Origin of the sequence: Shewanella sp. Shew256, assembly GCF_002196695.1 — a bacterium.
GTDB lineage: Bacteria > Pseudomonadota > Gammaproteobacteria > Enterobacterales > Shewanellaceae > Shewanella > Shewanella mangrovisoli.
In genome coordinates this window covers 1-13,753 of record NZ_NAJR01000009.1, presented here as the reverse complement: position 1 = coordinate 13,753, position 13,753 = coordinate 1, and the positions used below count along the sequence as shown (strand labels likewise).

The following is a 13,753-nucleotide window of genomic DNA, read 5'->3' as shown; positions in this document are numbered from 1 at the left end:
ATTTTAGGGTCGTCACGTTTTTGCTTCACCCAAACGTGCGCGCCTTATATACTGTCGCACTTAACTGAACATTAGGATCAATTTAGGTGAAGTGGTTAAAACGTATTGTTATAGCTCTATTCAGTCTAGCCCTTTTGGGCGTGGGCGCCATTGTTGCAGCATACTTTTATGTTTTGCCGGATCTGCCGGATGTATCGACACTAAAAAATGTGCAATTACAAACACCTTTGCGCATTTACAGTAGCGACGGCAAACTCATCTCTCAATTTGGTGAGAAGCGCCGTATTCCGCTGAAACTCGAAGAAGTACCTAAACCGCTGCTGCAAGCCTTCCTCGCCACCGAGGATGCGCGCTTTTATGAGCATGGCGGCATCGATCCTGTTGGGGTGATGCGTGCCGCAATCGTCATGCTCACCACGGGTGAAAAGAAGCAAGGTGCGAGTACGATCACCATGCAGGTGGCGCGTAACTTCTTCCTGACCCGCGACAAGACCATTATTCGTAAAGTGAAGGAAATTTTTATTTCCTACCACATCGAGCAATTGTTAACTAAAGATGAGATTTTAGAGCTCTACGTTAACCGTATTTATTTAGGTCAGAGAGCCTATGGTGTCGGCGCAGCCGCTCAAGTGTATTTTGGTAAAAACGTTCAAGATCTGACGCTTTCCGAAATGAGCATGATCGCGGGTCTGCCTAAAGCACCGTCGACGCTAAACCCTATTACCTCCCCTTCACGTGCACTCGCACGCCGCAACGTGGTATTGATGCGGATGAACGAAGTGGGTTACATCAGCAAGGCTGAATACCAAGCTGCTGTGCAAGAGCCGCTCGTCGCCAAATACCATGGCGCTGAAATCGACCTTTACGCTCCTTATATCTCTGAAATGGCTCGGGATTACATGGTGCAAAAATACGGTGAAGAAGAAGCCTATACCAATGGCTATAACGTCTACACCACGATTTCATCGGAGCAGCAACTGCTAGCACAGCAAGCATTACGCAATAACGTCTATGCCTATGATGAGCGCCACGGTTACCGTGGTCCTGCGGCGGTTCTCTGGACCGATGCCAAGCCGAATGATGCACAAATCAAAGCCGAGCTCGCAAAAATTACGCCTGTGCAAGAGTTGCAACCTGCTGCGGTATTAAACATCGATGGTCAGCAAGCTAGCGTGTTAACCGCCAAGGGCGAAACCAAAATCATTAAGTGGGATGGCCTAAAATGGGCGCGCAAATTTATCACCGATAAACGCCAAGGCTCGGTGCCAAAATCGGCCTCGGATATGCTAAAAGTCGGTGAGCGTATTTGGATCCGCGATAACGGTCAGTACTTACAATTATCTCAGGTTCCTGAAGTGGCCAGCGCCACTGTTGCGCTAGATCCTACAAATGGTGCAATCCGTACCTTAGTGGGTGGCTACAGCTTCAGCCAAAGCCAATACAACCGCGTGACCCAAGCGAAACGTCAATTAGGTTCGAATATTAAACCTTTCATCTATGCTGCGGCATTAGAGAAAGGCTTTACCCTCGCGACTCTGATTAACAACGCGCCGATTAACAAACCCGATATTAGCCAAGGTACGGCGTGGCGCCCTAAAAACTCGCCCGATATCTATGGTGGTCCAACACGCCTGCGTGTGGGCTTAGCGCAATCGATCAACGTAATGTCGGTTCGCGCTATGCGCCATATTGGTTTAGATGCGGCCATCGCCGAGTTGACTAAGTTTGGCTTCGACCCTAACGACTTACCTCGTAACGAGTCGTTAGCCTTAGGTTCTCCTTCGGTCACCCCGCTGCAAGTGGCAACCGCTTTCAACGTGTTCGCGAACGGCGGTTTCTTGGTGGAACCTTACTATATTGAGCGAGTAGAAGACTCCTTCGGTAATGTGATTGAGAAGGCCAATCCGACCTTAGCCTGTAAGCCTAACAACGGCTCAATGCAGCCTAGCAGCGATCCAATGAGTTTTGGTGAGCCTACGACTCAACCCGATGAACCTGTCGCTCATTGCTTTGAGCAAACAGGCCGTTATGCTCCGCAAATTATTTCTGAACAAACGGCATTCCTGATCACCGAAGCGCTGAAGAGTGTGATCTGGGGGGGCGGCGATTGGAGCAAAGGCACTGGCTGGCAAGGTACAGCGTGGCGTGCGGCGCAGTTAATCAAACGTCATGATATTGCAGGTAAAACGGGTACCACCAACGAATCACGCGATACTTGGTTCAGTGGTTTTGGTCCGACACTGACCAGCACCTTCTGGGTAGGGTTTGATGACCATGGTCGCCAGTTAGGCAGAACCTCATGGAACTCCAACGGCGAGAAGGATCAGATCACAGGGACCGAGGCGGGCGCTAAGACCGCAGGCCCTGGCTGGAACGAGTTTATGAATAACGTGCTGAAGGGCGTACCTGAAACCACAGCGATTCCGCCAGAAGGGATTGTCTCGGTGCGGATCGATCTGGCGACTGGTAAGCTGACTCGCAAAACAGATTACACCAGCGCATTTGAATACTTTATCTCGGGTACTGAACCTAAGGAATACATCAGTGAAAGCCAAGATGAAAACAATCTGTTCATCGATGCGCCGACAGACGATTTATTCCAATAGGCCTCTGTGACAGAAACAAAAAACGCGACCCTAGAGTCGCGTTTTTTATTACCCGATTAAGGCATTAGTCCGCTTGCTTCGCCGCGATAGCTTGCTTCACCTGAGTCAGCGCTGTGCCGCCGAGGACATCACGTTTTGCCAAACAGGCTTCGATGGTGAGGTTGGGATAGACGTCATCTTCGATAATCTCGGCAAAGGTTTTAAACTCGACCAGCGTAAAACCTTCTAACGGGATCTTCTTGGCGATCGCCGCAACCACTGCCACACCGACCACATGGTGCGCTTCGCGGAATGGCATGCCTTTAGACACTAGATAATCCGCCAATTCGGTCGCGTTGGCATAACCTTGCTGCGCGGCTAACAGCGCATTCGGGCGATTGACGACTAAGCCAGATAACACTAACGCCGCCATATCCAAGCAGATTGCCCAGCTGTCGACCACATCGAACAAGCCTTCTTTGTCTTCCTGCATATCTTTGTTGTAGGCCAGAGGCAGGGCTTTCATGGTGGTGAGAATACCCACTAAACTGCCGTACACACGGCCCGTTTTACCGCGGATCAGCTCCAGCGCATCGGGGTTTTTCTTTTGTGGCATCAAAGATGACCCCGAGGTCACTTCATCACTTAATGAGATAAAGCCCGCTTCACCCGAGTTAAAGAAAATCAAATCTTCGGCCATGCGGCTTAGGTGCATCATGCTGATTGACGCCGTAGAACACAGCTCAACCACATGGTCGCGATCCGACACACTGTCCAAACTATTTAAGGTTGGCGATGCAAAGTTCAGTGCCGCAGCCAGCGCATGTCTATCCATTTGATAGGCTGTACCCGCCAAAGCGCCCGAACCGAGCGGACAGGTATTGGCGCGTTTTAAGGCATCGGTTAAGCGGCTAAGATCACGCTCAATCATTTCCACATAGGCTAAGCACCAATGGCCGAATGTGACTGGCTGAGCACGTTGCAAGTGAGTATAACCTGGCATCACAGCGTCGAACTCACGCTCAGCAAGCGCAATAAGTTCGCTGCGTAAGGCTTGCAGGCGAGCCACTAATGCCGCCCCTTCGGATTGGCACCAGAGTTTTAAATCGGTTGCGACTTGGTCGTTACGGCTACGGCCCGTATGGAGTTTTTTACCGAGATCGCCGACTTTAGCGATCAGCGCAGACTCCACGAAGCTGTGAATATCTTCCGCGCCCGAGGCGAGAATAATCGCAGGATCGCCATTCACTTCCACCAGCAGCTCGTTCAGTGCTTTCTTCAAGTCGCTGCATTCAGTGGCTGTGATAATGCCGACACTGGCAATCGCATCGGCCCACGCGATAGAGCCGACCACATCCTGTTCAAACAAGCGGTAATCCACCGGCAGTGAATCGTTGAATAATTTAAATAGCGCGCTAGTTTCGCCCTGAAATCTTCCACCCCATAAAGCCATGCTCAATCCCCTCGGTCACTGCTTTGAATACGTTAAAGCCATTAAAACTTAAGATATAAAAAAGGGCGCTAGGCGCCCTTTGAGTCTGCCTATTACTTAGCGTTGAGCGCGCGGATGCGGCTCGCTAACGAGTACAGACGGATAAAGCCTTCAGCGTGTTTTTGGTCGTACACTTGGTCTTCACCGAAGGTGGCAAAGGCTTCAGAGTACAAGCTGTTTGGCGAACGCTTCTTAACGGCAATCGCGTGACCTTTGTAGAGTTTAACCACAACTTCGCCGTTAACAGACTCGGCTAATGACTCAGATGCCGCCAGCAGCGACTTACACAGAGGTGTAAACCAACGACCGTCGTAGACTAAGTGTGCCATTTGGGCACCCACTTGCTCGCGCCAAGTACGGCTGGTTTTATCCAGCACTAACTCTTCAATCGCGCGCAACGCAGCAAACATCACAGTGCCGCCTGGGGTTTCGTAGCAACCACGAGACTTCATACCCACTAAACGGTTTTCGGTGATGTCGATACGACCCACGCCATGTGGTGCAGCGATGGCGTTCAGCTTCATCAGTGCAGCGTAAGGTGTTAATGCTTCACCGTTTACTTTAGTCACACGGCCATGTTCAACTTCCAGTGACACATATTCTGCTTGGTTTGGCGCATCTTCTGGATCGGCAGTCAGCGTCCACACACCTTTGCTTGGCTCGTTCCATGGATCTTCCAGCTCGCCACCTTCGTGGGAAATGTGGAATGCGTTAGCATCACGGCTGTAGATCTTAGTGGCAGAAGCCGACGTCTTGATATTACGCTCGGCTAAGTAAGCCAGCAGATCTTCACGGCTCTGCATGGTCCATTCACGCCATGGTGCAATCACTTTTAAATCAGGTGCTAATGCCGCAAAGCAACCTTCGAAACGCACTTGGTCGTTACCCTTACCGGTACAACCGTGACACAGGGCATCGGCACCCACTTTACGTGCTACTTCAACCTGCGCCTTAGCGATGATTGGACGCGCCATTGAAGTACCTAATAGGTAAGTCCCTTCGTAGATAGCACCCGTTGCCATGGTTGGGTAGATGTAATCTTTAACGAATTCTTCTTTCAGATCGACGATATGGCATTCAGATGCGCCAGAAGCTAATGCCTTTTCAGTCAGACCCACTAACTCTTCTTCACCCTGACCTACGTCAGCGCAAAAGGCGATGATTTCACAGTTGTCGTAGGTTTCTTTTAACCAAGGAATAATGGCCGAAGTATCTAGACCACCCGAATAGGCTAAAACGACTTTTTTCACGCCAGTGTTTTTGTTCTCGATAGACATCTTAAATTCCTATAACTCGTTTCTCACCTTGGAGAAAGTAGGCTGCTAAACAGGGTTAAATTAACTAAATAGGGTTACTAGTACTGCGTTTTGGGCGTGCATCCGATTCTCTGCTTGTTGCAGGATCAAGGAGCCTTCGCCATCCATCACTTCATCGGTCACTTCAACACCGCGGTGAGCGGGTAAGCAGTGCATAAAGAAGTGAGCACCCGCTTTCGCCATCAAGCCCTTATTGACCTGATAAGGTGCAAACTTATCCTTAATTTCCGCTAACGGTGTTGGATCACCCATGGAAATCCAAGTATCAGTATAGATAGCATCGTGGCCTTCGATAGCACCGATATCTGAAGTCAGTACAACCTTACCGCCATATCGGCTGGCAAGTTCTTGCACTTCGGCCACGACGTAGCCATCAGGAAAGTGACCCGCAGGGCAGATCACTGTCATGGTGGCACCGAGAATGGCCGCGCAATACATCAATGAATTCGTCACGTTATTACCGTCACCTACGTACGCTAACTTAACATCACTGATATTTTCAAAATGCTCGGCCAAGGTTAAGAAATCGGCCAGCGCTTGGCAGGGATGATATAAATCCGAAAGCGCATTTATCACAGGCACAGTGCCAAACTCGGCCAATTGTTCGATGGTCTTGTGGGAGAAAGTTCTCGCCACAATGGCATCGGCCCAACAGGACAGGTTAGAAGCAAAGTCAGCGACCGATTCCCGCTTACCTAAGGCACCATTTTGTTGGTCTAGGTATAAACAGTGGCCGCCGAGCTTGTTAATACCGATATCGAAGCTAACACGAGTACGCAGGGATGGCTTTTCAAATAACATCACCACACTCTTACCGTCCAGCGCATGACGATACTCAGCGGGATTCGCTTTAATCGTCTTGGCTAAGGTAATCAGATCCAGCAACTGTTGCTGGGTTAACTCTTTTATCGATAGTAAATGCTTCATAACCTACTCCGCTTATGGTTGGATTTGTGTGCCCACGGCCTCACCTTTTGCTAATGCGACTAATTGGCTTGCATCACGCCATGAGGCAACTTGAACCGCCTGCCCCATCCACTGCGCCACTTCGAGCGCAGCTTCTACTTTTACTTTCATTCCCTTTTCGATCACGCCTTGCTTCACCAGCTCAGCAATCTGCTTACCATTCAGTGAAGGGATTAATTGACCTTTACCATCAAGCACGCCAGACACATCCGATAGCAGCACCAACTTGCCACCGACCAACTTAGCTAATACCGTCGCCGCTTGGTCGGCGTTCACGTTCAGCATTTGGCCATCGTCCATCATGGCAATCGAGCTACAAATCGGCATCCAACCTTGGGACAGAATAAACTTGAGGTAAGTGGCGTCTTTAGGAGAAACCTCGCCCACTAACCCTAAACGCTCATCTTTGATCTTGGCCGATACTGTGTTGCCATCGGCTAAGCTCATGCCAACGCTCACAATCCCGGCTTTAGTCGCTGCGCCTTGGAGGATCTTGTTTGATGTTCCGGCCAATGCACCGGCAATAATCGGCATTTGCTCCGGCGGAGTGACCCGCAAGCCTTCTAGCTTGACGGTTTCCATGCCGTTTGCGGCTAATTGCTCGTCGACCAAACAGCCGCCGCCATGCACCATCAGCACTTGCTGACCATTGGCGATCATTGCTGCTGCGGTATCCATTAAACGCGCCATCCCCATTTCACACTGCAGCAGGGCGCCGCCGACTTTAAGAACTAATACTGAGTTGTTGGTAGACATCTTGACGACTCTCTTAAATAAGGATGAACGGTTAAAGGTTAAAGTGAATCTTTATGCATTGCAGGGCTTGGCTCGCCGCGCCTTTCATCAAATTGTCGATGGCACTGGCAACTACTAAGTAGCCACTGTTCTCATCAAACTTCCAACCTAAGTGGCAATTCGGAGTCAGCACCACATCATCCACCTTCGGGAACTGGTTCTGTTTCACTGTCACCAGCGCAGCTTGGTCATAAACACTGTATGCCGCAGCCACATCGGCGGTGGTGGTGCCCGGTTTTAGCTGAACCGTGATGGTCGCTAAAATGCCGCGCTTGAAGTTGCCAAGGTGCGGCGTGAAGATCACCTCTTGCCCCAGTTGAGTGGCAATCTCGGGTTGATGTCTGTGGCCTAATACGCCGTAGGGTGTAAGGCTCACTTCGCAAAAACTGGTATGCAGCTGCGCCTTACGACCCGCGCCCGTCACACCACTAACCGCATTGATCACTGGATAGGCTGACGTCAGTAAATTCTTTAATGGTTTCAATGCTGTTAATGATGCTGTTGGGTAACAACCTGGCACAGCAATCATCTTAGTCGCGGCGACGTCTTTAGCATTCCACTCGGCTAGACCATAGACAGCCTTGGCCAACACTTCGGGATATTCATGCTCAAAACCGTACCACTTAGGGTACTGCGCCACATCGCTGAAACGATAGGCACCGCTTAAGTCAAACACGGCTAAACCTTGGTTGTAGAACCAAGCCGCTAAATGCAAACTCACCGAATGCTCGGTCGCTAACACCACGGCATCCGCCTCGGCGACGATCTTCGCCTTCGCTTCTTCAGTCAGTGGTGACAGCGCTAAGTCAATGTGGCTGTAGACAGGGTACAAATCTGCTAAAGCTCTACCTTTATCTAAACTATTTTCAGAGACATACAGGCCTTGAATCGATAATTCAGACTCCGCATGGACTAAAGCTGTTAGTTGTGCGCCTGTGTAACCACTGGCACCGATAATGGCGATGTTTTTCATATGTATTTTTATAAACCGAATCAAAGAGACTTAAAGAATAGATGAATAGCGTACACGCACCAGCGTATATCTATGATGACAAGACTATCGTCGTAGGAAATCGTAATGGGTCGTTATTTTATTCACTGACGGCTTAACGCTATACATCATGATATTTACTCTACAGGTCACAAGGGGTGACTCATCTCAACTGCTGGCTAGACTACCACAAAGATCTATTTATGCAATATATGTGAATATATATTTTTATTAAATTTTGCCTTTTATCTGCATTCAAGCACGCTGAGCAAATAACACCATACTTCACTAACTGCTTAATAACTCAGTTATCTATGGATGAAAGACTCAAAAATCAGTCCTTTTTATTAACACCGAAGACACATACCCGCAAAACCGAAAATGATGCAGTTCATATTCACTTCCACTAAACATAATAAAATATTGCGTCAGCTCGCATTTATATTGAATATTCTTCAACAATTATCGTGATTAGTTGCATATCAGATAAGCCAGTCGTATAAGTTATAAGTTCTGCTGTTGACCATTGCCCTCAGTGGTGGGTATTGTGCTAGCGGGCTATATACCCAAGCGACCTGAAGACTCTCATCACCTACAGGTTGTTTGGGTATATTGCGGATTTTTATATTTTTCAATTCGGAGTAACTATGGCAGGTAATGTGGCAGACAATGTGACCGACATGTATGCGTCGTTAAGATCGAACGTGAGTATGTTAGGGCAAATCTTGGGCGATACGATGCGCACCCACCTCGGTGATTCTTTCCTCGAGAAGGTTGAGCAAATTCGTAAACTCGCAAAAGATTCCCGCCGTGGCGATGAAGCAGCACGGGAGCAAATGCTAGAACTGCTCACCGCGCTCCCCGATGAAGAGTTAGTGCCTTTTGCTAAAGCCTTTAACCAATTCCTCAACTTAGCAAACTTATCCGAACAATTTCATACTATTAGCCGTAACTGCGATGAGCTGGTTTGCGTACCGGATCCAGTCGAACAGTTGCTTGGCCGCATGCTGAATGGCCGTATCGATCAAACCAAGATGTTGGATTGCTTAAAAACGCTGGATATCGACTTAGTCCTCACCGCGCATCCAACGGAAATCTCTCGCCGCACACTGATCCAAAAATATGCTGCGATTGTGGATTGCCTCGCCGAGCAAGAAAACAATCAACTGTCCGACAGAGAGCGCCGCCAAATTAACCTGCGTCTGCGTCAGTTAATCGCCCAGATCTGGCACACCAATGAAATTCGCCGTGAACGCCCAACACCAGTGGATGAAGCCCGCTGGGGATTATCGACGATTGAAGAATCCCTCTGGCATGCCGTCCCCGACTTTTTAAGGCAACTCAACGATCAAGTGCAAGATCGCACAGGCCAGCAATTGCCTATCGATATCGCACCAGTGCGTTTCTCAAGCTGGATGGGTGGCGATCGCGACGGCAACCCCTTTGTGACCGCTAAAGTCACCCAAGAAGTGCTAGATCGTAATCGCCATGCCGCCGCCCGTTTATTCCTCAAGGATATTGTGTTACTGGTTGGTGAGTTATCGATGGAAGAAGCCAACAGCGAGCTGATGGCGTTTACCAACAATAGCTGTGAACCCTATCGTTTTGTGCTGCGCTCATTAAGACAAAAACTGCGCGACACCATAGATTACTTAAACGCCCGCATCGAAGGCCACAATCCAGAAGTGGATAAATCGACGCTGATTTGGCAAGAAAGCGACCTGAAAGCGCCGCTAGAGATGCTGTATAAGAGTTTATGTGACTGCGGCATGCGTTTGATTGCTAACGGTTTACTGCTCGACATTCTGCGCCGACTCGCTTGTTTTGGCATCCATATGTTAAGGCTCGACATCCGCCAAGACGCAGGCCGTCACTGCGATGTCCTTGCAGAGTTAACCCGCTATCTAGGTATGGGTGACTTTAACCATTGGGATGAAACTGAAAAACAAGCCTTCTTACTGCGTGAACTCAGTAACCGTCGTCCGCTGATCCCAAGCAACTGGCAACCTTCCGCCGACGTAGCCGAAGTGCTTAACACATGCCGCTTAATTGCTAAGCATCCGGCGAAGGCGTTGGGCTCCTATGTGATCTCGATGGCGAGTAAGCCTTCAGATGTATTAACCGTATTATTGCTGCTCAAAGAAACCGGCTGTACTCACCCAATGCGCGTTGTGCCGCTATTTGAAACTTTAAGCGACTTAAATAACGCCGCCGAGTGTATTACCGCACTGCTCGATATCGACTGGTATCGTGGTTACACCAAAGGCATGCAAGAGGTGATGATCGGCTATTCTGACTCGGCCAAAGACGCGGGTGTAATGGCAGCCGCTTGGGCACAATACCGTGCTCAGGAACAGTTAGTCGCAGTTTGTAAACAGGCTGGCGTTAAGCTGACGCTGTTCCATGGGCGTGGTGGCAGTATTGGTCGTGGCGGCGGCCCAGCTCACAAAGCGATTCTGTCGCAACCGCCCGGCTCTGTTGATGGTCGTATTCGCGTCACCGAGCAAGGTGAGATGATCCGCTTTAAGTTCGGCCTGCCTAAATTGGCGGTACAAAGCTTAGCCCTGTACACCTCAGCGGTGTTAGAAGCGACCTTGCTTCCGCCGCCCGAGCCTAAGCAGGAATGGCGCAATTGTATGGAGCGAATTGCGGAGGAGTCAGTGAGTGCTTACCGCGGTATTGTCCGTGAAGAGCCTGATTTTGTGCCTTATTTCCGTGCAGCCACACCGGAAGTTGAACTGGGCAAACTACCATTAGGTAGTCGCCCAGCCAAACGCCGTGTCGATGGTGGTATCGAGAGCTTACGTGCCATTCCTTGGATTTTTGCTTGGTCACAAAACCGCTTAATGTTGCCAGCATGGCTCGGCGCTGGTGAAGCATTACAGGCTGCCTGCCAACGTGGCGAAATGGGCTTGCTACAGGATATGGAGCGCGAATGGCCCTTCTTTAGCACACGGATTTCCATGCTGGAGATGGTATACGCCAAGGCAGAACCTAACTTGGCGCGTTACTATGAAAGCTGCTTAGTACCGACCAATCTACATCACTTAGGCGAAACTTTACGCCAGCGTTTAGATCTCGGCATTAAAGTGGTGCTGGAGCTAACTAAATCGGATACCTTAATGGCGCATACCCCCTGGAATCGCGAATCAGTTAAACTGCGCAATCCCTATATCGATCCATTAAACTTCCTGCAGACCGAGTTATTGGCTCGTACCCGCAAGGAAACAACCGAAGCTCCCGCTTCCGAACACGTGCAGCTCGCCTTAATGCTGACGATTGCCGGTGTCGCAGCGGGCATGAGAAACACAGGTTAATGAAAAAACTCACGCTTAGCCTTTGCTTGGGATTATCTGTACTGCTTAGCGGCTGCGTCACGCAGTACAGTATCAGCGAGCATGAAATGGAGCAGTATCTCAGCAAAGAGATCCATTTTGAGGTGAAACAAGGTAATCAACTGGTGGGCGCGCAAGTGCGCATTAACCGCATCAGTGTCAGACTCGGTGAAAAGCCTGACACTATGAGCGTAAATGCGGCCACTCAAGTGTCCATCACTAATCCTATTTTTCCGTTGAAAGCGCAACTTTCAACCACCTTTGAGGCCAAGCCTTGGTATGACAGTGCCACCCACAGCGTCTACCTGCGCCAGCTTGAATTGGTGAAAGTCGAATCAACGCCTAAGGATATCGAAAAGGCCATCAGTAGCGCGACGCCACAGGTTATGGGCTACTTAAGGCATTTCCTCGAGAATCAGCCCGTTTATGTGCTCGATACGAAGGACAGTAATCAGGCGCTGATGGCCAAGATGACCGAGAGTATTCAAGTGGTTCCTGGCAAATTGGTCCTTAAATTCACTAAATAACGGCTTGTGTTGCAAACCATTCGCCATAAAAAATGCTCCCGAGGGAGCATTTTTGTTAATCCAGCTAAAACCCTTAAGTATCCAAAAGTTACTTGCTGAAACGGCCTATCGACTGGTAATCCACAATCACAGCTTCGGTGAGTAATTCACGCCTTAACATATCGTACGCCACCGCTGCACTTAAGCTACGCACTAAATCCCGCGAACGTCGCGGCAGTTTTATCATTTGGCTGTAGACGCCACAGCGAGTTGCCAAGGCAATTGCCACCGTACCGACGGGCTTTTCTTCGGTTCCGCCATCCGGTCCCGCTATCCCACTGGTTGCTAAGGCAAAATCACTGTCTAAAATAGCACGCGCACCCTTAGCCATTTCTTCGACCGTGGGAATAGAGACAGCGCCGTGATCGTCTAAGGTTGCAGGATTAACCCCTAACACTCGCACCTTAGACTCATTACTGTAAGTCACCAGACCATGTTGCAAATAGGAAGAACTGCCCGGAAAGTCAACCAATTGGCTGGTAATCATCCCACCCGTACAAGACTCGGCAACGCTCAAGGTCAATCCCGAATTCAGTAACTTAGCATGGATTTCCTCGGCAAGCGTCGCTTTATCTTCGGCGACAATCGCAGTACCCAGCACCATTTTGATGTGTCCAGTCACCCGAGGCAACAAAGCTATCGCCTTCTCGCCGCGAGCAAAAATCTTAATCTCAATATGTGGCATTGAGGAGCGATAGCCAATGGTAATCCCCTCTGGCAACTCCAATGGCTCAATTTTGTCGGCAAGGGAAGACTCGCCATGACCTATGGTCAGCAACTTCTTCAATGCCACCTTAGCGTCGAGGTCAAACTCTTCACGGATAAAAGGAATAAATTGTTCCTTCACCATATGCTTGAGTTCAAATGGCACACCAGGAGTGAAGAACAACCAGGCTCGATTCAACTTCACTCTAAATCCACAGGCCGTGCCGACGGGGTTATCCACCATCACTGCAGACTCAGGTAACATCGCCTGCTTCAAATTACTGACGGGCATCTCACGGTTATTGCGTGTAAACCAATCTTCTAAATGCTGACGCCACTCGCGATTCTCAACCAGAGACTCTCCCTTGGCCTTACCCATTGCCTCTGCAGACATATCATCACTGGTCGGCCCCAATCCACCATTCACTAAGATGACATCGGCATGCAAGCTACGTTCTTGGAAAACCGCAATTAAGTCCTCGAGGCGATCCCCCACAGTCACTCGTCGTTGGATCTCAATGCCATGCTCCATCATAGTGCTGGCAAACCAGGCCGCGTTAGTATCAACAATCTGACCCGACAGCACCTCTTCCCCAGTACAAATCATCTCTAACTTCATCATAGATCCTTAGCTACCCCAATAAATTACTGCATAAGGTAAGTAACCTCTGAAGTAATAGCAATACCCGCTATCGGAGGTCGGGTTCAGTAGCGTGAAGGAAATAAGGTTACAAGTCGCGATTTAGCGAACATTAGGAGTGTGCGAGTTAAAGAGGCTGAAAATTGGAATGAATGATTTCAAAATCACAATCTAAAAATGGCAAACGCCAAAAACAAAAAAGCCAGCTTATTCAGCTGGCTTCATGCTCTCTTATCGAGAAAATTAGGCGCTTGGCGATGACCTACTCTCACATGGGGAGACCCCACACTACCATCGGCGCGATTGCGTTTCACTTCTGAGTTCGGGATGGGATCAGGTGGGACCACAATGCTATTGTCACC

At 49.4% G+C, this 13,753-nt stretch carries 9 protein-coding genes and 1 rRNA gene; 3 read left to right on the top strand and 7 right to left on the bottom strand.

Annotation, left to right across the window (positions count from 1 at the left end; genetic code table 11):
- Positions 1-86: 86 nt before the first annotated feature.
- A complete protein-coding gene (locus tag B5P39_RS15905) occupies positions 87-2,606 on the top strand; it encodes a penicillin-binding protein 1A (RefSeq protein WP_088212227.1) in 2,520 nt (839 codons plus the stop codon).
- 64 nt (positions 2,607-2,670) lie between these two features.
- Here B5P39_RS15905 and argH read toward each other — a convergent pair whose 3' ends face one another.
- The 5 genes from argH to argC all read right to left on the bottom strand — a co-directional run bounded on the left by argH (position 2,671) and on the right by argC (position 8,127).
- The gene (argH, locus tag B5P39_RS15900) at positions 2,671-4,038 is read right to left on the bottom strand and encodes an argininosuccinate lyase (RefSeq protein WP_088212226.1); all 1,368 of its coding nucleotides are present in this window, start codon (positions 4,036-4,038) and stop codon (positions 2,671-2,673) included.
- A gap of 92 nt (positions 4,039-4,130) precedes the next feature.
- A complete protein-coding gene (locus B5P39_RS15895; protein ID WP_011624428.1) occupies positions 4,131-5,354 on the bottom strand; it encodes an argininosuccinate synthase in 1,224 nt (407 codons plus the stop codon).
- A gap of 60 nt (positions 5,355-5,414) precedes the next feature.
- Positions 5,415-6,320, bottom strand: a complete 906-nt coding sequence (locus tag B5P39_RS15890) for an ornithine carbamoyltransferase (RefSeq protein ID WP_011624429.1) — start codon at positions 6,318-6,320, stop codon at positions 5,415-5,417.
- Positions 6,321-6,332: 12 nt separating this feature from the next.
- Entirely contained in the window at positions 6,333-7,115 is a 783-nt protein-coding gene (gene argB, locus B5P39_RS15885) for an acetylglutamate kinase (protein ID WP_037424139.1), read from the bottom strand.
- Positions 7,116-7,146: 31 nt separating this feature from the next.
- Positions 7,147-8,127, bottom strand: a complete 981-nt coding sequence (gene argC / locus B5P39_RS15880; protein WP_088212225.1) for an N-acetyl-gamma-glutamyl-phosphate reductase — start codon at positions 8,125-8,127, stop codon at positions 7,147-7,149.
- 665 nt (positions 8,128-8,792) lie between these two features.
- On the opposite strand from argC, the gene ppc reads away from it, so the two are divergent.
- Together ppc and B5P39_RS15870 are read left to right on the top strand one after the other, a co-directional pair.
- On the top strand, positions 8,793-11,462 hold the full coding sequence (gene ppc / locus B5P39_RS15875; protein ID WP_088212224.1) for a phosphoenolpyruvate carboxylase: 2,670 nt from the start codon (positions 8,793-8,795) through the stop codon (positions 11,460-11,462).
- On the top strand, positions 11,462-12,007 hold the full coding sequence (locus tag B5P39_RS15870) for a DUF1439 domain-containing protein (protein ID WP_088212223.1): 546 nt from the start codon (positions 11,462-11,464) through the stop codon (positions 12,005-12,007). Before ppc ends, B5P39_RS15870 begins: the two co-directional genes overlap by 1 nt.
- Positions 12,008-12,095: 88 nt before the next feature.
- On the opposite strand, the gene B5P39_RS15865 is transcribed toward B5P39_RS15870, so the two are convergent.
- Together B5P39_RS15865 and rrf are read right to left on the bottom strand one after the other, a co-directional pair.
- The gene (locus tag B5P39_RS15865) at positions 12,096-13,370 is read right to left on the bottom strand and encodes a CinA family nicotinamide mononucleotide deamidase-related protein (protein WP_088212222.1); all 1,275 of its coding nucleotides are present in this window, start codon (positions 13,368-13,370) and stop codon (positions 12,096-12,098) included.
- Positions 13,371-13,640: 270 nt separating this feature from the next.
- A 5S ribosomal RNA gene (gene rrf / locus B5P39_RS15860) occupies positions 13,641-13,753 on the bottom strand; the annotation flags it as partial.

Bases quoted from the DNA above. Each gene is read 5' to 3' on its own strand.
- argH (WP_088212226.1), bottom strand. From the start codon at position 4,038: ATGGCTTTATGGGGTGGAAGATTTCAGGGCGAAACTAGCGCGCTATTT.
- B5P39_RS15895 (WP_011624428.1), bottom strand. From the start codon at position 5,354: ATGTCTATCGAGAACAAAAACACTGGCGTGAAAAAAGTCGTTTTAGCC.
- B5P39_RS15890 (WP_011624429.1), bottom strand. From the start codon at position 6,320: ATGAAGCATTTACTATCGATAAAAGAGTTAACCCAGCAACAGTTGCTG.
- argB (WP_037424139.1), bottom strand. From the start codon at position 7,115: ATGTCTACCAACAACTCAGTATTAGTTCTTAAAGTCGGCGGCGCCCTG.
- argC (WP_088212225.1), bottom strand. From the start codon at position 8,127: ATGAAAAACATCGCCATTATCGGTGCCAGTGGTTACACAGGCGCACAA.
- ppc (WP_088212224.1), top strand. From the start codon at position 8,793: ATGGCAGGTAATGTGGCAGACAATGTGACCGACATGTATGCGTCGTTA.
- B5P39_RS15870 (WP_088212223.1), top strand. From the start codon at position 11,462: ATGAAAAAACTCACGCTTAGCCTTTGCTTGGGATTATCTGTACTGCTT.
- B5P39_RS15865 (WP_088212222.1), bottom strand. From the start codon at position 13,370: ATGAAGTTAGAGATGATTTGTACTGGGGAAGAGGTGCTGTCGGGTCAG.